The 23345-nt window shown below is 37.1% G+C and carries 21 protein-coding genes and 3 tRNA genes; 9 read left to right on the plus strand and 15 right to left on the minus strand.

The features are described 5' to 3' along the window. Positions 1-70 precede the first annotated feature (70 nt). The 8 genes from ACED20_RS03850 to ACED20_RS03885 all read left to right on the plus strand — a co-directional run bounded on the left by ACED20_RS03850 (position 71) and on the right by ACED20_RS03885 (position 5868). Positions 71-433, plus strand: coding sequence for a hypothetical protein (locus ACED20_RS03850; protein WP_294199990.1), 363 nt, complete (start codon positions 71-73; stop codon positions 431-433). A gap of 141 nt (positions 434-574) precedes the next feature. Continuing rightward, a complete protein-coding gene (locus ACED20_RS03855) occupies positions 575-850 on the plus strand; it encodes a YHS domain-containing protein (protein ID WP_294199991.1) in 276 nt (91 codons plus the stop codon). Beyond that, on the plus strand, positions 837-1517 hold the full coding sequence (locus tag ACED20_RS03860) for an SCO family protein (RefSeq protein ID WP_378103565.1): 681 nt from the start codon (positions 837-839) through the stop codon (positions 1515-1517). The genes ACED20_RS03855 and ACED20_RS03860 overlap by 14 nt, the downstream gene beginning before the upstream one ends. A 274-nt stretch (positions 1518-1791) precedes the next feature. Then, positions 1792-2466 (plus strand): superoxide dismutase, encoded by a 675-nt coding sequence (locus ACED20_RS03865; RefSeq protein WP_294199993.1) that lies wholly within the window; start codon positions 1792-1794, stop codon positions 2464-2466. Positions 2467-2469: 3 nt separating this feature from the next. Then, entirely contained in the window at positions 2470-2838 is a 369-nt protein-coding gene (locus ACED20_RS03870) for a hypothetical protein (protein WP_294199995.1), read from the plus strand. A gap of 187 nt (positions 2839-3025) precedes the next feature. After that, positions 3026-3853, plus strand: a complete 828-nt coding sequence (locus ACED20_RS03875) for an MbnP family protein (protein WP_294239894.1) — start codon at positions 3026-3028, stop codon at positions 3851-3853. Continuing rightward, complete coding sequence (locus ACED20_RS03880) at positions 3846-4919, plus strand: cytochrome-c peroxidase (RefSeq protein WP_378103566.1); 1074 nt, start codon at positions 3846-3848, stop codon at positions 4917-4919. The genes ACED20_RS03875 and ACED20_RS03880 overlap by 8 nt, the downstream gene beginning before the upstream one ends. A gap of 7 nt (positions 4920-4926) precedes the next feature. Beyond that, positions 4927-5868 carry a transporter gene (locus ACED20_RS03885; protein ID WP_378103567.1) on the plus strand — a complete coding sequence of 314 codons (942 nt, stop codon included), beginning with the start codon at positions 4927-4929 and terminating at the stop codon, positions 5866-5868. Between the two features lie 133 nt (positions 5869-6001). On the opposite strand, the gene ACED20_RS03890 is transcribed toward ACED20_RS03885, so the two are convergent. The 15 genes from ACED20_RS03890 to ACED20_RS03960 form a co-directional block, all read right to left on the minus strand. Next, a tRNA-Glu gene (locus tag ACED20_RS03890) sits at positions 6002-6073 on the minus strand. Positions 6074-6168: 95 nt separating this feature from the next. Then, positions 6169-6240: transfer RNA gene (locus ACED20_RS03895), tRNA-Glu, on the minus strand. 11 nt (positions 6241-6251) lie between these two features. After that, the gene (rpsT, locus tag ACED20_RS03900; RefSeq protein WP_042721082.1) at positions 6252-6506 is read right to left on the minus strand and encodes a 30S ribosomal protein S20; all 255 of its coding nucleotides are present in this window, start codon (positions 6504-6506) and stop codon (positions 6252-6254) included. Positions 6507-6573: 67 nt separating this feature from the next. After that, positions 6574-6894 carry a hypothetical protein gene (locus ACED20_RS03905; protein ID WP_294200006.1) on the minus strand — a complete coding sequence of 107 codons (321 nt, stop codon included), beginning with the start codon at positions 6892-6894 and terminating at the stop codon, positions 6574-6576. Positions 6895-7255: 361 nt separating this feature from the next. Continuing rightward, positions 7256-9457, minus strand: a complete 2202-nt coding sequence (locus ACED20_RS03910; protein ID WP_294239882.1) for a peptidase domain-containing ABC transporter — start codon at positions 9455-9457, stop codon at positions 7256-7258. A 5-nt stretch (positions 9458-9462) separates the two neighbouring features. Next, positions 9463-10503, minus strand: a complete 1041-nt coding sequence (locus tag ACED20_RS03915) for a hypothetical protein (RefSeq protein WP_378103568.1) — start codon at positions 10501-10503, stop codon at positions 9463-9465. A gap of 4 nt (positions 10504-10507) precedes the next feature. Then, positions 10508-11701, minus strand: coding sequence for a lanthionine synthetase LanC family protein (locus ACED20_RS03920; protein WP_294239879.1), 1194 nt, complete (start codon positions 11699-11701; stop codon positions 10508-10510). Further along, a complete protein-coding gene (locus tag ACED20_RS03925) occupies positions 11698-14874 on the minus strand; it encodes a lantibiotic dehydratase (RefSeq protein ID WP_378103569.1) in 3177 nt (1058 codons plus the stop codon). The genes ACED20_RS03920 and ACED20_RS03925 overlap by 4 nt, the downstream gene beginning before the upstream one ends. A 65-nt stretch (positions 14875-14939) precedes the next feature. Continuing rightward, positions 14940-15182 carry a class I lanthipeptide gene (locus ACED20_RS03930; RefSeq protein WP_294200015.1) on the minus strand — a complete coding sequence of 81 codons (243 nt, stop codon included), beginning with the start codon at positions 15180-15182 and terminating at the stop codon, positions 14940-14942. Between the two features lie 63 nt (positions 15183-15245). Continuing rightward, positions 15246-15467, minus strand: a complete 222-nt coding sequence (locus ACED20_RS03935; protein ID WP_294200017.1) for a class I lanthipeptide — start codon at positions 15465-15467, stop codon at positions 15246-15248. Positions 15468-15623: 156 nt separating this feature from the next. Beyond that, positions 15624-15851 carry a class I lanthipeptide gene (locus ACED20_RS03940; protein ID WP_073335562.1) on the minus strand — a complete coding sequence of 76 codons (228 nt, stop codon included), beginning with the start codon at positions 15849-15851 and terminating at the stop codon, positions 15624-15626. 85 nt (positions 15852-15936) lie between these two features. Continuing rightward, positions 15937-16140 carry a class I lanthipeptide gene (locus ACED20_RS03945; protein ID WP_073335563.1) on the minus strand — a complete coding sequence of 68 codons (204 nt, stop codon included), beginning with the start codon at positions 16138-16140 and terminating at the stop codon, positions 15937-15939. Positions 16141-16188: 48 nt separating this feature from the next. After that, the gene (locus ACED20_RS03950; RefSeq protein ID WP_378103570.1) at positions 16189-18540 is read right to left on the minus strand and encodes a TonB-dependent receptor domain-containing protein; all 2352 of its coding nucleotides are present in this window, start codon (positions 18538-18540) and stop codon (positions 16189-16191) included. A gap of 702 nt (positions 18541-19242) precedes the next feature. After that, a tRNA-Glu gene (locus ACED20_RS03955) sits at positions 19243-19314 on the minus strand. A gap of 57 nt (positions 19315-19371) precedes the next feature. Then, complete coding sequence (locus tag ACED20_RS03960) at positions 19372-20658, minus strand: N-acetylmuramoyl-L-alanine amidase (protein ID WP_294233547.1); 1287 nt, start codon at positions 20656-20658, stop codon at positions 19372-19374. A 66-nt stretch (positions 20659-20724) separates the two neighbouring features. On the opposite strand from ACED20_RS03960, the gene ACED20_RS03965 reads away from it, so the two are divergent. Beyond that, the gene (locus tag ACED20_RS03965) at positions 20725-23313 is read left to right on the plus strand and encodes a putative LPS assembly protein LptD (protein WP_294233549.1); all 2589 of its coding nucleotides are present in this window, start codon (positions 20725-20727) and stop codon (positions 23311-23313) included. Positions 23314-23345: the final 32 nt, after the last annotated feature.

A 23345-nucleotide genomic window follows, 5' to 3' on the forward strand; every position in this document is an offset into this window, starting at 1 on the left:
GAAATGACTTTCATCATAATTGCCCATAAAACGATTTTCATTGGTATATTTGTAAAACGAAAATTATCTGTTGAAGTTTTTCATTTCCATATTCATCATTTTCACCATTGCATTACGTCCGGTACTGCCATTGATTGATTATGCCGTAAACTATAAGTATATCGTGAAGAACCTTTGCGAAAACAGGAATATCCCACAGTCTACCTGCAAAGGGAAGTGTTACCTGGAAAAGGAATTATCGAAAACAGGAAAACAAACGGGCAGTGCACAGAATATAAAGCTTTCGGGAATAGACATTTTCCTTTCCAATGAAATCCTTTCTTTTTCAAATAATAACAATTCCGCTTTTCAGAATGATAATAAAGTATCGGAATATGTTGCTTTTCATACTTCGGAATATATCCCGCAGGTATACCATCCCCCTTTGATGTAACATCCTTGTTGCATACAAAGCTGATTTTTAAGATACTACACCGATTGTTTGCATTTGAATAATGCTTTAACGACATTGTTGATTCTCAAGATCTTACTTTCAGTCAGCATTCATTATTTAACTCATTTCAATTTAAATAAAATGAAATCAAAACTTATATTAACGGCATTAATGTCGGTTTCCTTAATGGCCTGCGCCCAGGAAACACCTAAAGTAAAACATAAAAAAGCCCCTTCCGCTTCAAAATCCGAAACGAAAACAATGAAATTTGCCAATGCGGCAGACCCAATCTGCCATATGCCTACGGAACCCGATATGAAGGACACGGCGGTCTATAAGAATAAAACGTACGGTTTTTGCAGCGTATACTGCAAAGACGAATTCAAAAAGAACCCTGAGAAATATGTCCAGAAGTAAAAAACCGGCCCAGTCAAAAAGCAGGATCATTGTTCCGGTTGCGGTAATGGCAATACTCTTTCTGGGAATCGGCATCGGGATGGGCTATTTCAAAAAGAACCTCTATACCGTTATGAAGGTGCCGGCGTTCCGGCTGACGGATCAGAATAAGAAGAAAATTACCGATAAGGATATGCTCGGAAAAGTCTATCTGGTAGAATTTTTCTTCAGCAGATGCCCTACCATCTGTCCGGTAATGAATACCAATATGAGAGCCATTGAAGAAGAAATCGATGACTCCGGTTTTGGGATTATTTCCATCAGCATCGATCCGGAACATGATACTCCGGAGCTGCTGAAAGAACATGCGGAAAGGATCGGGGTGAAATCTCCGAACTGGCATTTTCTTACCGGAAACAGGGATTATATCGGAAAGCTGGCCGATCAGTTCAATATTTATGTTGGCGATAAAGAAGACGAAAGCGAGAGTCTTAATCACAGCGGGATGATTGCTTTAGTGGATAAAGACGGGAACATCCGTTGCCGGTATAACAAAGACAATATGCCGATCTTATATTATTCAGGACTGAATTACGAAGACCCGGCAGGGAAAACACCCAAACTCGCCGGGAAATACCATCCGGACCGGGAAATCCTGATTGAGGATATCAGGAAGCTGTTGAAGTAAAAGCTGGATGATGGAAGTTGCTTTTGGCTTAATCAAACCTATCATCCTGTAAAAGAATATTATCTATTTGATTAAATGGAGGATGGAAGAGAGAAGAGGGATATGAGAAGTTAATTTAGTTTAACATTCAACTCTAGACTAAACCACTTGTAAGCATTAAATTTGCTACGATAGATTAGAAGATGAAGAAGGGACTTGAAATTTATATAAATTTCCGGTACCCAGCATCCATCTTCCAACAAAAATAAATACAAACCACAAAAAACAAAACGTTATGAAGATTTTGAAAGTAGCTGCCCTAAGTGCAGTATTTGCGGCGCAGTTTGCCTTTGCGCAGTTCAAGCAGACGCCTTTGCCGTACGCTTATGATGCATTGGAAGGAAACATCGATGCCAAAACCATGGAAATCCATTACTCGAAACATGCGGCAGCGTATGTGGCTAACCTGAATAAAGCGATTGCCGGAACCCCACAGGAGAAGCAAACGCTATTTGAAATTATGTCGAATGCATCGAGGTTACCGGCAGCCGTAAGAAACAATGCCGGCGGACATTACAACCATGAATTGTTCTGGACCGTACTTACCCCGGTAAAAAACACGCAGCCTTCTGCAAAACTGGCAAAAGCAATCAATGAAACATTCGGAAGCATGGAAGCTTTTAAAGAAAAAATGGCAAAAGCGGGCGCTGATCGTTTCGGTTCCGGATGGGCATGGCTTTCCGTTGATAAAAACGGAAAACTGTTTGTTTCCTCAACACCTAACCAGGATAATCCGCTGATGGATGTGGTTGAGGAAAAAGGAACTCCTATTTTCGGGATCGATGTATGGGAACACGCTTACTATCTGAAATATCAGAACAAAAGAGCCGATTACCTTGCTGCAATCTGGAATGTTACCAACTGGAAAGAAATCAGCAGAAGGTACGAAGAAGCCATCAGCAAGAAATAATCTATGAATGTAATTTGCAGCATATTCCTCACATTATTCGTGGTATTCAGACCTCTGGTGCCGCTGGTGGAGTATGCTGTGAATTATCAATACATCGCTGAAGTATTATGTATCAATAAAAACAGTCCCGAGCTCCATTGTAACGGGAAATGTTATCTCGGCAGGCAGCTTGCCAAAACCAATGATACGGATTCCTCACCTTTACAAAAAACAAAAAATTCGGGACAGAAATTACTGGACGTATATGTCCTGCCTGATATTTCCACAATTGTAGGAACAGAAAACGTCCGATCTCTAAAATCCTGTTTTCTCTACAGCCCTTCCTATACCTTTCTTTTTCTGAAGCATATTTTCAGGCCACCGGTCTTTTAAGTTATTTTTTCAAAATCTTTTATACTGTTGTTATTCCCAAGAATTTCAACAGATATTCTTCCGTAATCATGTTACACTCCGGATATATTTTACCGGAACGGAAGAAGAATCTTCATAGTGTAAAGATTTCTGCTATTCATAAAATAGAATGTTCGGCATTCAAAAAAATTAACTTAAAAAATCAACAATGAAAATTTATAAATTTTTATCATTATTCTTTATTGCCCTTACTTTATTTACCTTTTCATCATGCAAAACCAGTAACGACGACGAGGTGATAGATTCAGCTCCGGGAAACATTCAGTTGAAATTCGAAAACGGGTTTAATACTGTTGGAGATATTGTTTTAAACCAGACTACACAAACTTCTGTCAACGGACAGAAGCATCAGTTTTCAACCCTGAAATATGTCATCAGCAACATCACTTTGATCGATGAAAATGGGGGCGAATTCAGATACCATTACAACGATCCGGACAACGGTGCATTTATCATAGATCAGGCAGAAGCGGTTGCCGGAATTAATTATGTCAACCTGAAAGAAATTCCTAAAAATAATTACAGAAAAGTAAGAATCGGGTTGGGGATCAGTCAGTCGGCCTATCTTTTAGGGCAAAACGGACAGGGGATTTTCTGGCAGAAAGCAAAAACGGCCGGAATGGCCTGGTCCTGGGCTGCAGGGTATATTTTCACAAAACTGGAAGGTAAGTACGGAACTTCTTCAGCAACTTCAGAATTTATGAATCACTGTGGAAATATGGGCAATACTTCTGCCAACAATACACCGGATCTTTACCGTGAGGTTACCCTTGATTTTCCAACAACAGCGAGAGTTTCAAAAGAAATTACACCCTCAGTTCATGTTTTGGCAGACCTTAATCAATTTCTGAGCGGACAGACTGTTTTAACGCTGGATAATTCCAACGATATGGCTATGGGATCGAACCAGCATCTCGTGAATGTAACCAACAATATTTCTAAAATGTTTACAGTAGATCATGTTCACAATGATTAATTTTTTCAGACAAATCCAAAGAGGGAAGAGTGCTCTTTGGATTTTCCTCTTTTTTACAGCTTTTGCATTAATATCCTGTACAGGCGATGAGGTTATCGAACCTTTACCAAAAGATGAAGCGTATCATCTGGAAAAACCTTCGGGGTTTCCGGAAATGACTTTCGATGTAACAGGAAATCCGGTTACAGTGAATGGCGTGGCTTTAGGGAAAAAACTTTTTTATGAAGGAAAATTATCCCGGAACAATACTATATCATGCGGATTCTGCCATATTCAGGAATATGCTTTTACCCATCACGGTCATACGGTAAGCCACGGAATAGATGACCGGTTGGGAATCCGGAATGCTCCACCAATACAGAATATGGCGTTTCTTAAAAATTATACCTGGGACGGAGTCAGTCATAACCTGGATGAAAGATCTCTCGTTCCGATCACCACTGATTTTGAAATGGACAGCTCGCTTCCCGAAGCGGTAGGCAAATTAAATGCGGATGAAAATTATAGGAAGATGTTTAAAGCTGCATTTGGGAATGAAAATATTACCGGTGAAAAAATTCTGAAAGCGATTTCCCAGTTTATGGCAACCATGATTTCTGCCGATTCAAAATACGACCGGATGAAAAAAGGGAATGCTGTGTTTACGGCTGAAGAAAATCAGGGCATGGCTTTATTTCAGAACAGATGTGCAGCCTGTCATTCGGGAGATTTGTTTACCGATGAAAGTTTTCGGAATACAGGGATGTATTATAACGCACAGTTTGACGACAGAGGAAGATATCGGGTAACACTGGATTGGAGTGACAATATGAAATTCCGTGTCCCCAGCTTAAGAAATGTAGAATATACCGCACCGTATATGCACGATGGAAGATTCTACAGTTTGGAGGCTGTGATGAATTTTTATTCTGACAACGTGGAAAACCAGCCGAATCTTGATCCGTTACTTAAACAGAACGGACATATCGGTATTTCAATGACCAGTCCGGAAAAACAGAACATTATAGCTTTCCTGAAGACTTTAAGTGATAAGAATTTTATTACCAACCCGAAATTTGCAGAATAATAAGACCATGAAAAAAGTATTTTTAACAATGAGTCTGGCAGGGTGCTTGTTAAGCCAGGCTAAAACAACGGGCGATAGTTTACTTATCCCAAGAGAATTACGTCCGCTTACTCCGGAAGATTGTGATGCTTGCGGCTGTGCGGCGGGTAACGGGTCCTCCGGTTTTGAATCTTTACTGAATCCTCAGTTTGTCGGGATTAAGTATTTTGCCCAGCATTACAAGGCAAAGGAAAATCTTTTTGTAAAGGACCTGACCCAGGACCAGTATTTCAATACCCTGCAGCTTTGGGCCAGAGTTCCGGTTGCGAAAAACATGAGTGTATATGCAAGTGTTCCTTTTCAGTTTCATACCAAGAAAACGTTGCAGGGGGATATCAATATTGAAGGAATCGGAGATGCAAATGTCATAGGGATTTATCAGATTATCGACTCCAAAGATTCTTCCCATCAACTTAACGGGGGGTTCGGTGTGAAAGTTCCGATCGGAAAGTTTGATGAGAAAGGAATTTCAGGAGTAAATCCCAGCTTTCAGTTGGGGACGGGAAGCTGGGATTATCAGATGGCTTTGAATTATAAATTTCAGAAAAACAGCATTGCTGTTCTGTTAAATACAGATTACACGATCAAAACAGAGAACAAGAAGCATTACCGGTTCGGAAACCAATGGAATTATGCGGCGACTGGATTTTACAGACTTTGGAAAAATGAAAACAGCATTTTCTCTGGAAAATTGGGGATGCAGGGCGAAGTTTATGACTGGAACAGACAGTTTGGAGAAGTAATGCCGAAAACCGCAGGAAGTGCCCTGTACGGAAAGTTCGGTTTTGAAGCCTCATATAAAAAATTAAGCCTGGGAAGTGAGATCATGCTTCCTGCCTACACAGATCTTGCCGGGGGAGATATCGAAGCAAAATCCAGGTTCACTGTTTTTCTGAATGTTGGGATTTAATAATAAACAGAATGATGTAATTATAAGACCTTCTTCTTCGGATGAAGGTCTTGTTTCTTTTATTTTGTTTGTTTCCTTCTGGTCTTTTAAGCTAAAAAACAAAAAGAGATCCAAAACTGAATCTCTTTTTAAGTAGCCCGTAGGGGAATCGAACCCCTCTTACCAGAATGAAAATCTGAGGTCCTAACCGATAGACGAACGGGCCATCTGTCTTCCGCTAAATAAATAGCGTGTTAGTTTTTTGTTTTTATAAGTATCAACTCTTGTTAATTACCAGGTTAGAACAGTAATTAAATTTTGTAGCCCGTAGGGGAATCGAACCCCTCTTACCAGAATGAAAATCTGAGGTCCTAACCGATAGACGAACGGGCCAACTATACTTATTAAGCCAGTTTATTAACGTGCTTAGTTAATTTGCTTTTTAAGTTAGCTGCTTTGTTTTTGTGGATAATATTTTTCTTCGCTAATTTATCCAACAAAGAGATAACCTTTGGCAATTGTTCTGCAGCAGCAGCTTTATCTTCTTCATTTCTTAACACCTTCATCGCTGTTCTAGCAGTCTTGTGGTAGTATCTGTTACGAAGTCTTCTTACTTCGTTTTGTCTAATTCTTTTTAATGCTGATTTATGATTTGCCATATCGTTCAAATGTGAGTGCAAAAGTAAAAACTTTTTTTTTATCCTCCAAATTTATTTTTAAAAATTTTTAATTTTCTTCAGATAAATATTTTCGAAGCTTACCGATTGCCTGTTCTATTTTAATATTCTCTTCTTCTCTTTCTAATTTTTTGATGGTGCTTTGCAGCATCACCATCGCGTTGTTCCATTCTCCAGTGGTATTGGTGAAGGTAAGTCCGTCAATCGTTACTTCAAAATCGACTCTTTCTTCTTTCCTGTAAAGTCTGAAACTTATTTTATCATCACTGCCTGCAATCCCGTCTTCATTGATTTTTAAATCATAACTTTTTGGGTTAGAGTGGATTTTCTTAAAAAGCAATTTTGCTTCCTGTATTTTTAAATCCGGCATGATATAAATTTGGTAGCCTATAGGTTAAGCTATACATTAACTTTATATGCTTATCTCATTTTGAGTTGGCAAATATAACAAAATTTTTTTTGATTTTCACTTCTTTTTTTTGATATTCTCCCCATACACGTTTTGTCGAAGTTTCGTAGATGTTCCGTGAACTTTTTGTCAACAAGCTTTTTCCAAATTTTCACACGTTTCTTTCAAATGTTAAAAAAATTAACAGTTTTGATATTTAGCAAAAAAATATTAAATTAAAAAGATTGTAGCGTTGAAATTTTTGAAAATAAGAATGACATAATCTCAAAAAAAGCGACAAGTTTTGTCGCTTTTAAGACACTTATGATTTTATAAGCCTTTCTTAAAGTCCCAGCTCCAATTGATTTTTTACCAAGTTGAAATATTCAGTTCTTTCACTCACTAATTGCTGATGGTTTCCTTTTTCTATAAGTTCTCCGTTTTTAAGCACCAAGATCTGATCTGCATTCTTTACAGTAGAGAGTCTATGAGCAATAATTACAACTGTTTTTCCTTTAAAAAACTCCTGAAGATTATCATGAATTATTTTTTCATTTTCTGAATCCAGAGCTGAAGTAGCTTCATCGAAAAATATATAGTGAGGATTTTTATACACAGCACGTGCAATAAGAATACGCTGTTTCTGTCCACCTGAAATTCCATTGCCGGAAGCTCCGATCTTGGTTTCGTATCTTAAAGGAAGGGATTCAATAAACTCTTCTATATTGGCCGTTTTTACAGCCTGTCTCAGTTTGCTCTCATGTGCATTTTTTTCACCGGTTATAATATTTCTTTCTATACTGTCAGAGAATATATATCCATCCTGCATCACCACACCACAGCTGCTTCTTAAATTTTCGGGAGATATATCATTAATATTGATATGGTCGTATGAAATTTTACCTTCAGTGGGTTCATAAAACTTTAACAGGAGCTTCATCAAAGTTGTCTTCCCACTGCCGCTTGCACCTACGATGGCTGTTATTTTTCCTTCGGGAATAAAGAGATTGATATTTTTTAATACATAGGGAGATTTACTGCCCGCATATTGAAAACTTACATCGTCAAATCTGATTCCTTTAAATTCATAATTATTTTGTGTATGCAATGGTAAGGCTACCTGTCCAGAACTTTCTTCAGCAGGGTAGCTTTGTACTTCGTTCAGTCTTTCCAAGCTGAGTTTTGCATCCTGAAGTGAACGGAAAAAACTGATAAGTTGATTAACGGGTGAGTTCATCTGCCCGATAATGTAGGAGACGCTGAGTAATCCTCCTAAAGTCATTTTATCATTTACCACAAGAGTTGCAGCTAGAAAAGTAACAAGAATATTTTTCAACTGATTCATAAATTCAAAACCGGATAACTGAATCTGATTCAGCTTGAGAATTCTGATATTTACTTTAAATAATTTTTGCTGTACTTCTTCCCATTGACTGCGTTTGAAATCTTCAAACTGGTTGAGTTTCATTTCTGTAACTCCCTTAATGATTTCAAATACGGATTCCTGATTTTCTGCCCGCTGTTGGAAACGAAGATAATCTAAAACTTTCCTTTTTTTCAGCCAATAATAAGACCAACCTATAGAGAGTACCGTAAGAATCAGGTAAACGGTAAGAATTGTATAATTATAATAAAGAAGAACACCAAAGAAAACAGAAAAATTAATAATGGAGAAAAAGGTAAGTAAACTCTGAGAAGTAAGAAATTCTTCGATTCTCTCATTATCCTGTATTCTCTGATTAAAATCTCCCATTTTTTTTGTGTCAAAAAACCTTATGGGAAGCTGAAGCATCTTTTTTAAATAATCGGAAATAATGGTAATACTCAGTTTGGTACCTATAAAAAGCATAAGCCAGTTTCTGACCACTTCTATTGTTATTGATCCCAAAAATAATCCTAATTGTGAAAGAAGAATTAATGCAATAAGATTAAGATTTTTGGCGCTTACTCCATCATCTATCAATGCCTGGGTTAAAAATGGAAAGGCAAGTGTGACAGCACTTCCTACCAGCAATAAAAAGAACATTAATATCAGTTGCCTTTTGTAGGGAGTAAGATATTGCAGGATATAATTCAGCGTTATTTTCTTTTCTTTGGGGACCTGGATGTTGAAAAATTCTTCTGAGGGCTTTAAAAACAAAGCTATTCCCATACTATCATTAGAAATCCAGTATTTTTTAAATTCCTGTTCTTTGATAGAGATCAATCCATGTGCAGGATCTGCAATCTGAAAAGTATAGTATAAGGATAAGAATTTTTTAGATACTTTTTTTAGTACAACAAAGTGGTTTTTACTCCAGTAAAGGATACAAGGGAAAGATTCATGTGAACTGATCAGTTTCTCTATGGTTAGTTTTACCGGAAATGTTTCAAAACCGATCTTTTTTGCTGCTTCAACGATACCGAACATAGATACCCCTTCTTTCGTGATAAATGAATTGTCACGAAGATATTGAAGGCTGTAGTTTTTTCCATAATTGCTGGCTACCATTGCAAGACATGCCGGGCCGCAATCCATCTGATCATGCTGAATAATAATTTTCATATACGTTATGCTTTGAAAATATTTTTTATAAGAAATGAACGGATAGACTGGTTGAAGTATAATTTATTTTCCATAAAATCGATTATTCCCAGGGTCAGAGTTGTAGTGTAGGAGGGGGTATTTTTCTCTACAAATTTATAAAGATCAAGAAGCAGAGCGATTTTCAGAATATCATAAAACTGATTATAAGGCTGCTGGAAATAATAAATTAAACCTTTAAAGTAATCTTTATAATTAGAATCCCGAAGCTGTTTGTTTATATAGATCCAGTTATATATAATTTGTCTGTCCGGAGTGTTGACCTCAAAGTCTAAACCTGAGTACCAATCATCGGGCAGAAATTCTGTGCTGTGAATATTAAATCTGATCATATCTTCAGTAATCATCGTGAAAAGCTCATAGGCATAAGTTTCTCTTATAATGGGTACTTTCATCCAGTACTCCTTTTGGCTGAAAATATTTCCAAAAAGATTTTCATTGACTCCGTTCAGCAAATAGTTAATAAGGTTAAATATGAGCTGGTATCCTGAATCTTCCTGATGATTTCTGAAATATATTCTTGAAATGTTTTTATTCTGCTCAAAGCATCTCAAATTTAATGTATAAATACCCTGCTGAACAAGATAGTCATTCAGAACCAAACATTCTAAAGTGAAGTTCGCAGCTTTGGGGAAATCTTTTATTTTATAGTAATAAAGTGATTTCACAGACAGAGCCCCTTGCTTGGCATACATATAAAGATTTCCTGAAAAAGAGTTTTCAATCTTCTTTTCAATGTCTAAATACTCTTTTAATGACTGATCAAGATCAGTTTCTTTAAGCAGGTCGGAAACAATTTTTCCTAATTCGCGATCGGTACGGTCTATTGAATCAAACTGTTCTTCATCTGTATTGCATATTTCGAATACTTCCTTTTTTTGTAAGATTTTAATTAATTTACCAGTGTCATACTCAAATGTTGAGTTGAAAGAGGATGCCGGGAAAGAAGACACCGCATCTGCAAATTCTTCAAGTTCTTTATAATAGGTTACCATTTCTTTTTCCATAAGATTATGCGATAAAGGTTAAATCTGCAAACGATGGCAGGGAGGCATCATCAAAATACATGAGTGTTATACCAATTCCTAAAATTCCCCATCCAAAAGATACCTGCCATAGAATATTATCTTCAAGCAGGCGGCTTTTGAACCCTGCAAAATCATTGGAATGCATTGCATATGTCAGAATCTGTTGGTTCCAGTAATCTGCTCTTTGGATATATCTGATATCATCAGATAGTGTTCCTAGTTTATCAAATGTAATGGCAAGACCCGAAGCTCCATAAAATATTCCTGCATCCAGCGTGAGATTATCTTCTTTGGTCCTCAGCAGACAGTCATTTAATATGACATTGGCAAAGTCTGCAGTATCGCTGTCTTTCAGTAGTTGTGAAGCTCTGAGAAGCGCATATCCGATTCCGAGATCTCCATAGCACAATGCAAACTGCATCGGTTCTATCGCATCTCCGATCATATTGGGAAACAGTCCTTTATAATCTGACTCTCTATATTGTTTAATAAGAAATGCAGTTGCTTTTCTGATGATCTTTTCACATAATTGGATTTCTAATCCTGCTTCATATACTGAAGTAAGAAATGAAATGATCAGTGATGAACCATGCGAAATTCCCAGATATATCCTGTCATACAAAGACGGACATTTCCAATAATAATCTCCCGTATCATCTTGAAATGCAGCTTCATTAATACTGTTAATAAGAAATATGAGCTGTTCCTGAACATCCGAGCCACTTTTTAAACGCGCCAGATAATAGTACCCTGCGGCAAGAGCTCCCGTACCCGAATCGAAATCTTTAATATTTATTTTACTCTTCATGAGACCGAAAAGGATCTGGTCCAGATTTAAAAGATATTCTTCACTTGAAACAGATAACAAACCGTTGTTTTCGCAGAAAATTAAATACCTCCCGATATGCGCAAGATGAGCATCCAAAGAATCGGTACCATGTACCCTCTGAAAGGTCTTGGGATTAAAACTGGCCAGGCCTTTGTTAAAATATTCCTCAGCAGTAGTGGTGTATTTTTGATCACCGGTATATTTGGATAAGTATAAATAATAAAGAGAATATCCTAACAGACCTGTTTCATAGGAAACATTTTTTAATACCTCTTCGTCAGAATACTTTTCCAGAGATTCTGTTATTTTATCAATGAGTTGTCTATGTTTGGTTTGGTCTTTTATCATATGGATATATTATTTTTTGCTTTCGCAATCTCCGATTCGTAAAACTTCTTTAAGAAATAATAGATAACAAGCTCATGTCTTCGCTGATTTACCATAAATAAACGGTTTAAGGTCATATGAATATAGCTCATTATCAGATGGTCTTTAGTTTCCTGTGGCAGTTCAGGATACCGGGATAATTCAGTGGCGATATTTTCACTTCTTTTGTTAAAGCATTCGTATGCTTCATGATATTCAGCTTTGTCTTTTTCAAAAATAATATCAGAAATTTCTCTTTTAAGTTCCCTGTGTCTGGTACTCAATGTTCTCGACAGCGCTACATAATTATCAGCATTGTTGAAACTGAATTCATTGGTAAAATTTTCACATAAAGTACCGATGACTTTGATTTTATCTTTTACAGAATATTTAAAATCATCCAGGAGCTTGTCTACATTAACTAGTGCAAACTTCCATCTTAATTTTTCGCCTTCATTACCATGAATAAGATTGAGAAACTCAGAAACGGCTGTGCTGTCATAGTAAAAGATATTTTCGCTCAGTTCCATGGTATGGTCACCGTATCTTTCCAGTTCTCTTATATAAGTATCTATCGTTATTCTTAAAGCTTGCTCTTCAGGGATAAATTCGTGGATAGCCTTTTGTAGGTTTTCTGATATAAGATACCATTCTTCCTTTTTCTTGTCGGGATTAAAACAGTGAAATCTGACCCGTATATGATGATCGGGATCATTATATTTTATAAAGAACCATTTGTCAATGATTTTTTTGTTTAATAGGTCAACGGCAAAGTCGGAAATTACTTCTGTAAGGATGTCCTCAACATTTTTACTTCCTGAATAGATTTTTATGTAAAACCACTCGCTTCCTGGAGGGAATGTTCTTTTAATTTTGGGGGTTGAGACATGCTGGAGGACGGATGGCAGATAAACTGTCATTTTGTTAAGAAGCGGAATTACTACTTCATTCGCGTAGCTGTTATCCCCTTCCTTGATAAAACAATTTTCTTTATTATGAATATTTTCATATACAATAACATTTTGCTGGCTTATTTCTTTCAGCAGAATAGCTTGGCCTATTTTATTGTCCAGATCTATAAGAAGTTCGTTGTCTCCGGAGGATAAAACGACATACTGGGGCAGATTATATTGTATTTTTAGATCTGCTATTGCTGCTTCTGCAGCTTGTTCATTCCTGTAATCTGTTTTTATTTTTTTCATGAACCAGCGTGCCCGGCTGATGATGATTTTTTTGTATTCGATTCTGGGCAGGAAAGGTTCATTCTGGTATATTCCCCAATCCCAAAAATAACCCAGTCTCATATTTTGACTTCCCACGTCGGCAAGAAACTTATACAGAGGCTGTGCAAGTGTCGTATTATATGTATTGGAAAGGCATGGAATAATTTCTTTATTCAGTTTTTTTGATCGTAAGACTACTTTTCCGTTTCTTACAGAAACCAGAAGGTCATCGGCATGGATCTGATGATCTTTGCTTAATTTTGAATTGGATAGAAATGGGATTTCATAATCCCTGATGGTAGAATATAATGTGATATTGGCATAGTTGTCATCCGGAATGGTGAGTACCTCAGCCATAATAACATCGGGATTTGCTTTTTGCTCAAAATCGGCTATTTTTTTCACTTGGTTTTTCAGCTGATTATTTCCGTGCGTGAAGCGTGTCAGTAATCTGGCAGCAAAAGGGGCATGGCATTGAGTTGGAAAAAATTTATAATCCCCGTTATCCAGTGCTTCTGCAGATGGGGATAGAATTCTTCCGAATATGTAAGCACTTGGAGCTTCTCCTTCACGGGAAAGTTGTGGTTTTTGGGATAAGTAGTTTTTGAAATCTTCATCAGCATAGATAACAGTATCACCTGTTTTACAATATTGTTTGAATATTTTGTCTCTCATCATTTCAAATCCACCATAAATGATTCGTGCCTCACTCCGTGAATCAGACATTACAGGAATACCGTCTAAAAGAGGAGTGTATTCAGCGTTACCGGATACAACTTTTTCATATCCAATACCATAATTAGTATCTAATACCTGTACCAACGGAAGTTCTCTATCTTCATATCTCGAGGCAAAGGCGTTTACAAAATGGCTCAATGCTAAAGAAGTTCTCTGCGAAAACAGATGCATGACCTCATAAGATATATCATTGATCTCGTTCAGGATTTTTCTATTTAAATTTCCCTTTTGCAGATTGTAAAAAAGGTCCAGCTTGTAAAAGTCCCTTGATATGATACTACTGCCTGAATTATTTTTAATATAAGTCCTGAAAAGATCAATATCATCAACAGAAGACATATTTCTGATAATATGGTTGATCTCTTTTAATTCATTGATCTCCTCAATATTTATTTCTTTTTCGTCTATAGTATTTATTAAATCTTCAATGAAATTTTCTGTAGAAACACTTGGAAGGAGCTGGCTCACCAGGATTTGAGACTGGATAATATTTTTTATAAAATTTTGTTTCTGTTCCAGGGTGATTGCAGGATTTGATATTTTGTCAGCCATTTCAACTACTGTTGCTCCCTGTTCTGCACATTGCAGAATAATCTTTACATATTCACTGAGTCTTATGGAGGTAAGATTGGATGCTATATATCGGCCATTATCAAATTGCTCAACAAAGTAAGCTTTGTTTCCTAAGGTGTAAAGGGTATTGTTTTTATAATATTTGATTTTGTTGATAAGCTCATTATTCAGGGGATCAATACTGCGGATCAGTTTGGTAAGGGTGTGAATATTGAGCTGGCATACAAGTCTGTATCTGTTATTGTCAAACTTGATATTAGTGGGCTGATCAATTATACCTGCTGAATATGTGCCTGAAAAAAGGCCGTATGGGGTAGACCTGTTAGACATTCTTGAGAAGTATTTATAGAATGTCATAAGAAAGCGCTTTGCTGCATCTTTATTGGCGAAATTATTTTCTTTCAGTTCTAAAAAAGTTTCATATAAGTCTTTGGAGGCAATGTAAACTGCTTCTTTGTAATAGGTATTCGAAAAAATATGGTTTAAAACTTGTACAAGTTCCTCATGATTTTCCAGGCTAATATTTTTAATATTCTCATTAAAGTCCAAAAAGGCATCAATAGAATGAGAAGGTATTCTCAGACAGCAGTGATCAAGTAAAAAATATTTGTTATTCTCCATTAGTATAGACGCGGTTTTAGGTAATTTAAAGAAAAGGGCTGTAAAAAATACAGCCCTGCTTGTTGTTATCCAGCTGTTGACTGTGCAGAACAAGTACTACCTCCGGAACCGCATCCTGTAGATCCTCCTCCGGTGCTAATAGTAGTTGTTGTTTGTGCAGCACCGCAAGTACTACCTCCTGTACCACATCCTGTGGATGTTCCCGGAGCTACTGCTTTACCACCGATAATTTCCATCAACTGCTTTTCATCTAATAAAGCAATGGTTTCCTTGTCTAATGACAATGGGTCTAGTTCTAATTTTTTCATAATAAAAAAGATATGATGTTTTGTTGCCTACTCTTTAAAGGTTTTTCGGCTTCCCCCTTGTCTTTATTTCATAGCTAATTCTGCCTGAGATACACAAGTACTACCTCCAGAACCGCATCCTGTAGAACCGCCGCCGGCACCACATCCGCTACCTCCTGATCCACATCCTGTAGATGTTCCCGGAGCTGCAGCCTGTCCGCCAACGATTTCTTGCAGTTGCTTTTCATCTAGTAAAGCAATGGTTTCCTTATCTAATGATAATGGGTCTAATTCTAATTTTTTCATAATAAAAAGATTTAATTTTCTGTCAGTTTTAAAGATTTTTTCAGGAATTATCTTTTTATGCTTATTGGAGATTAAAATAATCCCTGTATTTTCATTGGATTAGAAAAATAAGGGCAATTTTATACATGAAAAATTACCCTCATAAAAAATCGAAGATTAGTTTGCGCTGATCGTATCTGTAACACTGCAGGTACTGCCTCCTGATCCGCATCCTGTAGATGCCCCTGTTCCGGTGTTGTCACAAGTACTGCCTCCGGTACCACATCCTGTAGATCCTGCCGGGGCAGCTCCTTTTCCTCCAATAATTTCCATTAACTGCTTCTCATCTAATAAAGCAATAGTTTCTTTGTCCAATGACAATGGGTCTAATTCTAATTTTTTCATATTAAAAAAGTTTTTATAAGCGCCTACTCTTTAAAGGTTTTTCGGCTTCCACCTATTTGTATCTCGGTTATTGATAATTGTGATTTTAGCTTTGTACAGGACATGCAGAGGTGCCTGCTCCACATCCTGTAGAACCTCCCCCGCTACCGTTTGGGTCGCAGGTGGTAGCTCCTGCCGGACACGGAGAAAATCCGGTTTTACCACCTTTGATTTCCTGAAGCTGTTTTTCGTCCAATAAAGCAATGGTTTGCTTGTCCAATGACAACGGGTTTAATTTTAATTTTTTCATGGTATTAATATTGAGTATATAGTTTTTTTGTTTTTGGATGTCCACCCTTTAATTAACCCTGCTTTTTTCCTCCAACTGTATCTGTTTGTTATTTGTTTTTACATTCTTGTTTCCAAACGTATACGTCATATTCAGAGTGAAACGTCTGGTATCATAATAATTGTTGTAGAATTGCGTAAATTCATCGTAAAAGATCTTGCCTTTGCTTTGTGTTCCTCTGAAAATATCTTCTACCATAATGTTGACTCTCAGCTTTTTTTCCATTAATGAAAACCTAAAACCGGCAGAAAGGTTTGAAATATTTCCGATATAGGTATTGCCTTGTTTGTTAGGTAGATAGTGGTAAAAGTTTAATAAAAAAAACACCGATTTTTCTTTATTTATCGTGAAAGTATTATTGAAGGTATAGTACATTGATACGCCTTTTTGAGGTACAACTTCAGGAATGGATGATTCTGACTCAGAATAAAAGGAGACAATGTTGGTATTGTTTTCCCACCATTTGGTCACATTGGTATAAAGGCTTGCATTTAACCCTGCATCATATTGTGTAAGGTAATTTTTATAATTTACTTCTTTAATTCCTTGGGTTAAAGAAGTAATCCTTCCATACCCGTTAATCAGCTTCTGTCCATATACCGTAACGGAAAATCTGTTTTTATAAAGATAGGAGAGCTCTACATTATGATTGTAGGATGGAGAAAGAAATGGATTTCCTGTATAAAAAGAATAAGGGTTAGAATACCACCTGAAGGGATTTAAAGCAGTAAAGTTAGGACGATTGATTCTTTTTGAATAATTGATTGATAAGGTATTATTCTCATTGGCTTTGTACTCCAGATAGGCTGAAGGAAAAAGACGTCCGTATTCATTTTTATTTCTTTCGCCTGCAATTTCTGAATACCCTTCAATGGTTGAATATTCGTAGCGCAGACCTGCTTTTGCAGACCATTTTTCGCCCAGACTTTTATAAACACTAACATAGGCAGCAGCATTGTTTTCTTTATATTCGAAATAATTACTTCGGCTTGGGTCTACAGTATATTCATAATTTTTAAATGAAAAATATTTAATATTGGAACTATTCAGAAAATGAGTGAATTTCAGCCCGGTTTCGAGAGTCCCCCATTTGAAAGGGAGATAAAGATCTGCCTGACCTGATAATATCTGGTAATCCAGATTGCTTAGGTTTCTGATTTTCTGAGTACCGGGAGTATAGTCGGAAATGGTCTGGAAATTTACCTCCGCATCTGGACTGTTTGAAAAATAATTTCCGGCAATACTCAATTTTTTCCCTAGAGAATCAATTTTATAATCATAGTATGCATTTAATGAATGGGTAACTATTGGTTTTCTATGTTCAGAGGAGGTAGTTAATAGAGAATCCTGAATACTATTTGTCTGGTAGATTGATCTATTGAATATATCCATATCAGAATGAGATTTGGAAATATCGTAGATGACTCCGATATTGGAATTTGGATTCAGTTTGTAATCAAAACTGAAATTGGCTCCTGCTCCTTTGAATTTATCTTTTCGTTGATCTGCACTTAAAATGGAATTGGTTCCGATAATATCGATAAGTTCAACGGCTTTTGATGGTCTGTCAAACTGTCTCAATCGCAAAGAACTTGTAATTTTGTTGGAATTGTAGTTTAAAGTAAGGTTATTGGCATTTCCTACATAGGTAGTCTGTATATATGAGGAACTTAGGATACCATTCCATCCTAATTTTGTGTTTTTCTTCAAGATAATATTGAGGATTCCACTATTTCCCTGTGCTTCATATTTTGCCGGTGGAGTAGTTATAATTTCAACCCTGGAAACATCATCAGAACGGAGTGAGCGCAGATAATTAATCAAATCTGTACCACTAAGATTCAGAAGTTTGTCATTGACCATTACTGCAACGCCGCTTTTCCCAACAATGGAGACCGAATTATCGCTAACAGAAAGCATTGGAGTCCCAGATAAAACCTGTGCCAGATCTGCACCGCTGGAAAATATAGAGTTTTCAACGTTGAATACGGTCCTGTCTATTTTTTTCTCAATCAGCTTCTTTTTCTTTTCAATAATAACCTCTTTAATCTGTTGTATATCTACGAGCTTTATTTCATTTAAACGGAGATTATTTTCAAGTTTTATCTTTTTGGTGTATAAGATACCTTTAAACCTTTTTACCTGTAATATATATGAATCTTTGGGAGCATCGATAGTGAACATACCATTAGCATTGGTAATTTCACTTCTTATTTTGACAGAGTCATTTTTCAGAAGAATTACTTCAGCAAACTCTACAGGAGAATTTTCATTGTTTAAAATTCTTCCTGTAATTTGGACGTTTTGTGATAAGAATATTTGGCTGCATAAGATCAATAAAACCAATATTATATTTCTCATTGATTAGAATTATATAACGTAAATATAGAAATAAATTAAAAATATTCATCTAATGCGGAATAATATTTTTAATTTAGAATTAATATAAATAGTGAATTTATCGAACTTAATAATTTATTTTAAAGAATTTAATAAAGATCTTTCTTTACCTGATGATCATTTAATTTTTTAAATTTAGTATATGGTTTATTGTATTTATAATCAACGTTTTGCTGTATTTCTATTTTATAAATCGCTATAGTAAATAACCTGAACGATTTAAGATAATTTTATAATAATAAATCATTATAGAGTATTTTTTCAAATTACATTTTTTATAATATTGAACTTCAGACACTCTGCTTTTGTATTATTTAACCCGAACTGGGGTTATATTAGACACTCATCACATTAAACAACAATAATCTGAAACAGGTCTATTTTTTATTTCTTCAAATTTCTCCTTTAACAATCTCCTTGTCTAAGCTAAAAGAATATCATTCAAATAGTTTCTGATTAGATACAAGAAACAGTATTGAGTTGGTTTCGAAAAAACAAAGGAAAAGAAAGAAAAATTTTAGCGAACAAAAAAGATTTTTGAAATTCGCCCTGTAAGAAGCGTGTATTGGTGTTCTTTTCAAAATTCGTGGAGATTCAGTTGATTTTTGGAATAAAAAAATCCCTGAACCTTGTGTTGATCAGGGATTGATTGGTGTAGTTTAGTAGCCTATAGGAGAATCGAACTCCTGTTGCAAGGATGAAAACCTTGAGTCCTAACCACTAGACGAATAGGCCAAATTTTGAGGTTGCAAAAGTAATCATTAACTTTTTAACTTCAAAATTATTTTTTTCTTATTTGAAGACTTTCTGAATCACGGTATTCTTAATCCCTTTAGCTTCAATGTCTTTCTGTAACTTTACTGCATCTTCCAAAGTGTAAACTTTTCCGTAAGTATAATAGAATACGCCGCTTTCTTTATTACGTTCCACATCTTTCAGGGCTTGTAGAATCGGGGAATTTCCGTTCAGTTTATCGCCTACATAGACTTCAATCGTGTAATAACCCAAGTTCAGCTTCTGGTTCGGCATAAAGCCTACCGCATAGGCATTCCTGAAGCCGGCATCCTTAGCCGTTCTAATGTTGATATCCCGCACCGAAGCCATATTGGTTACTCCATAATAATATTTGTACTGGCCGTTTTCTTTAATCGGTAAAATGTAATTCAGTCCTTTCAGGGCAGGATCCCCGTCATTGAATTTCTGCGGTGAGCTTAGCAGGAGAATTCTGAAATCATTTTTCAGAGCTACTTCAACAGGTTTTTCAGGTTCCGGTTTTTTTACATTGGCTGTTATTCCGGATTTTCGGTCGATGGCTTTTTTGTAATCGATAATCGCCTGGTAAATGCTCTGTGATATTTCTTCCTGGCCTTTTTCGGAAGCCAGGTAATGGCTTTCTTCGGGGTGGTTGATGAATCCGGTTTCAATAAGAACGGAAGGCATCGCATTCATCCGGAGTACGTGCAGGTTTTTCTGGAAAACCCCTCTGGAAAACCTTTTGTCCTTGTTTACGAAATTATCCTCTACCAGTCCGCCCAGCAGAAGACTTGATTCCAGGTATTTACTCTGCTGCAGTTTCAGGGCGATTAAAGATTCCGGAGAACTCGCGTCGTATGATCCGAAGGTCTGCTTATCTTTTTCATCAAGAAAGATTACGTCGTTTTCCCTTTTTGCCACTTCCAGGTTGGTGTCGTTCTGGTCGGGTCCCTGTACATAGGTTTCCGTTCCGTAGGCAGTAGGCCTCTTTGCAGAATTACAGTGGATCGAAACAAAAAGATCTGCTTTGCTGCGGTTGGCAAGGTTCGTTCTGTCTGAGAGCGAAGGGTATTCGTCGATCTTCCGGGTATAGATTACTTTAAAATCTTTGTTTTTTTCAAGCATAGCCCCGACTTTCAGAGTGATGTTCAGCGTAATGTCTTTCTCGGCAATTCTTCCGATATCCGTATATGTTCTGTTTGCTCCGTGATCACTTCCTCCGTGTCCCGCGTCCAGAACAACGATGAATTTCTTTTGCGAAAAAATAAAGTTGGTAAGCAGTAAGAAGAGAAATGATAAAATTATTTTAAAATTTACTTTGTGCATCTTTCAGTTTTAAAAATTATATTAATTTTGAGCCTTAGTATTATACTTATAAATATAACGAAAAAATTGGTCAAAACCGTCTCCAAAAATATATTACAAATTTTAATTATCCTAATTTTTAACAATTTTTTAGCACAGAAGACGCCGGAAAAATTGCCTGAAAATGCGGTTAATGATACCATTTCCAGAAAGGACACCGTCGTGGTGAAAAAGGAATCCCTCGAAGATGTTCTCCGTACCAAAGCGGATGTTCAGCGCAGGGATTTCCAGAAGAAAATGATTTACCTGAACAAAAATGCGCAGGTGAAGTATCAGGACATGCAGATCGATGCCGATTACATCTCCATCGATGAGCAGAAAAATATCATGTACGCCCGCGGGAAACAGGATTCTCTGGGGAAGATTATAGAACCTGTGATCACCACCCAGGCCGGAAAAATATATGAAACCACTGAGTTCCAGTATAACACAAAAACCAGGCAGGCGATTGCCTTTAATGCAAGGACAGAAGAAAACGAAGGGGTTATTGTTGCCGATAAAACCAAAAAATATAACGATTCGGTCTTTGCGATGAAGCGTGCAATCTATACGACCGACGATTATTTTATCAAGAAAAAAGATACGGCGGCAGATTATTATCTGCGCGCATCCAATATCAAACTGGTAAAGACGAGAAACAAATCGTCCATCATTTCCGGACCTATCCAGATGTATATCGAAGAAGTTCCGACCCCGCTGATCATGCCTTTTGCCATTCTTCCGTTTTCGGATAAAAGATCGGCCGGTATCCTGATCCCCAGTTTCGGGGAACGGCAGGACGTCGGGTTCTTCTTGAACGGATTGGGTTATTACCAGCCGATCGGAGAGCATTTTGACCTTAAAATTCTTGCCGATATTTATACCAAAGGGAGCTATAACCTCCGGCCGGAGATGAACTATATCAAAAAGTACCGGTATTCAGGAAATTTCTCCGCCGATATCGGAACTATGGTGCGTGGAATCAAAGGGCTTGATAACTATGGAAAAACAGGAACTTACCGGATCGCGTGGCGGCATACGCAGGATACAAAAGCGAATCCTTTCCTTACTTTCTCCGCTTCGGTGGATGTCGTAAGTACGAAATTCTACAACAATACGCTGAACAACAATTACATTCTTAATCAGAATGTTCTCAATACCCAGCAGAACTCTACGGTAACGCTTACCAAAAGATTCCTGAAGCTGCCGGTGACGATTACGGGAACGGCTTCTTACTCACAGAACTTTGCGACTGGCTTTTCGGATCTCCGTTTGCCGCAGATGAATATCGCCATCAACCAGTTTTATCTGTTCGGCTCGAAAACAGGCGTAAGATCAGGACTACTGGAAAACCTTACGGTAAACACCGGGATCAATTTAACGAACTTTGTACAGACCCAGGAAGGCGAGCTTTTCAAAAAAGCGATGTGGGATAAACTTCAGACCGGTCTTAAAAACAATATTGCTTTAGGAACGAATACAACGGTGGCCAAATATTTCACGTTCAGTTTAGGTGCCAATATCGATAATGCGCTTACCACGAAAACGGTTGATAAATTTTACGATCCGATCCAGAATAAAGTGGTTACTGAAATAAACAAAGGCGTTTCCGGATATTCCACATTTTCCACTACGGCAAGCATTCAGACTACTTTATACGGAACGAAAAACTTTAAAAAGGGATCGGCTATTGAAGCCATCAGGCATATGATGACTCCAAGTATCGGGTTTACCTATTCTCCGGATTTCGGAGGTTCGGGATTCGGATACTTCAGAAATTATTATGATGCCAACGGAGCTTTAACGCCTTATTCCATTTTTGAAGGGGGAATTATCGGTTCGCCGACAAGCGGTCTGGTGGGTGCTCTGGGCTTCAATATCGGAAACAACGTTGAAATGAAGGTGAGATCAAAAAAAGATTCCACGGGAGTAAAAAAAATAAAACTGTTTGAGGCCTTAAACCTTTCAGGTAATTACAATTTTGCGGCAAAAGATCATCCTTTTTCCATTATTACCATCAACGGGCAGTCTTCTTTCTTTAATAATAAACTGAGTGTAAATACAAGCCTGTCACTGGATCCGTACCGTATTATTTATATTCCGGGACAGGAAGCGGGAATCAGAACAGAAAATTTCGGACACTTTAGTGTACAGGGATTCAATGTTCAGATGTCTTATCCTTTAAGCAGCGAAATTTTCGGCGAGAAAACGGATTACAGCAAGAAATACAGCAAAAAAGGAGAAGTAAGGAATGAAAATTATTATTTCGACGACGATAACTATGCCCATTTCGACCAGGCCTGGACGCTGAATGTAAATGCTAATTACGCTTACACCAAAACCTCAGCTTCCAGGACACCGACCAAGCTGGCCTCCGTAGGCCTGGATGGAAGCATTAAGCTTACACCTTACTGGAACATCAACGGAAGTACGCATTACGATATGGTGACGCAGAAGCTTGCCTATACGAGAATTGGTTTTGCCAGAGACCAAAGGAGTTTCACCATCAATTTCAACTGGGTACCTTTCGGGCAGTATAAAGTATATGACTTCTTTATCGGAATCAAAGCGAACATCCTGAGCGATGCGCTGAAGTATAAAGACCGAAGCTTTACGCAGCCGAATTCACCATTCTAGCATCAGATTTGATATTTGATTATGGAAATAGA

The sequence above is a fragment of the Chryseobacterium sp. sg2396 genome, assembly GCF_042610505.1.
GTDB lineage: Bacteria > Bacteroidota > Bacteroidia > Flavobacteriales > Weeksellaceae > Chryseobacterium.

Coding starts and splice junctions, on each gene's coding strand:
- ACED20_RS03855 (WP_294199991.1), top strand. CDS start 575: ATGAAATCAAAACTTATATTAACGGCATTAATGTCGGTTTCCTTAATG.
- ACED20_RS03860 (WP_378103565.1), top strand. CDS start 837: ATGTCCAGAAGTAAAAAACCGGCCCAGTCAAAAAGCAGGATCATTGTT.
- ACED20_RS03865 (WP_294199993.1), top strand. CDS start 1,792: ATGAAGATTTTGAAAGTAGCTGCCCTAAGTGCAGTATTTGCGGCGCAG.
- ACED20_RS03870 (WP_294199995.1), top strand. CDS start 2,470: ATGAATGTAATTTGCAGCATATTCCTCACATTATTCGTGGTATTCAGA.
- ACED20_RS03875 (WP_294239894.1), top strand. CDS start 3,026: ATGAAAATTTATAAATTTTTATCATTATTCTTTATTGCCCTTACTTTA.
- ACED20_RS03880 (WP_378103566.1), top strand. CDS start 3,846: ATGATTAATTTTTTCAGACAAATCCAAAGAGGGAAGAGTGCTCTTTGG.
- ACED20_RS03885 (WP_378103567.1), top strand. CDS start 4,927: ATGAAAAAAGTATTTTTAACAATGAGTCTGGCAGGGTGCTTGTTAAGC.
- rpsT (WP_042721082.1), bottom strand. CDS start 6,506: ATGGCAAATCATAAATCAGCATTAAAAAGAATTAGACAAAACGAAGTA.
- ACED20_RS03905 (WP_294200006.1), bottom strand. CDS start 6,894: ATGCCGGATTTAAAAATACAGGAAGCAAAATTGCTTTTTAAGAAAATC.
- ACED20_RS03910 (WP_294239882.1), bottom strand. CDS start 9,457: ATGAAAATTATTATTCAGCATGATCAGATGGATTGCGGCCCGGCATGT.
- ACED20_RS03915 (WP_378103568.1), bottom strand. CDS start 10,503: ATGGAAAAAGAAATGGTAACCTATTATAAAGAACTTGAAGAATTTGCA.
- ACED20_RS03920 (WP_294239879.1), bottom strand. CDS start 11,701: ATGATAAAAGACCAAACCAAACATAGACAACTCATTGATAAAATAACA.
- ACED20_RS03925 (WP_378103569.1), bottom strand. CDS start 14,874: ATGGAGAATAACAAATATTTTTTACTTGATCACTGCTGTCTGAGAATA.
- ACED20_RS03930 (WP_294200015.1), bottom strand. CDS start 15,182: ATGAAAAAATTAGAACTAGACCCATTGTCATTAGACAAGGAAACCATT.
- ACED20_RS03935 (WP_294200017.1), bottom strand. CDS start 15,467: ATGAAAAAATTAGAATTAGACCCATTATCATTAGATAAGGAAACCATT.
- ACED20_RS03940 (WP_073335562.1), bottom strand. CDS start 15,851: ATGAAAAAATTAGAATTAGACCCATTGTCATTGGACAAAGAAACTATT.
- ACED20_RS03945 (WP_073335563.1), bottom strand. CDS start 16,140: ATGAAAAAATTAAAATTAAACCCGTTGTCATTGGACAAGCAAACCATT.
- ACED20_RS03950 (WP_378103570.1), bottom strand. CDS start 18,540: ATGAGAAATATAATATTGGTTTTATTGATCTTATGCAGCCAAATATTC.
- ACED20_RS03960 (WP_294233547.1), bottom strand. CDS start 20,658: ATGCACAAAGTAAATTTTAAAATAATTTTATCATTTCTCTTCTTACTG.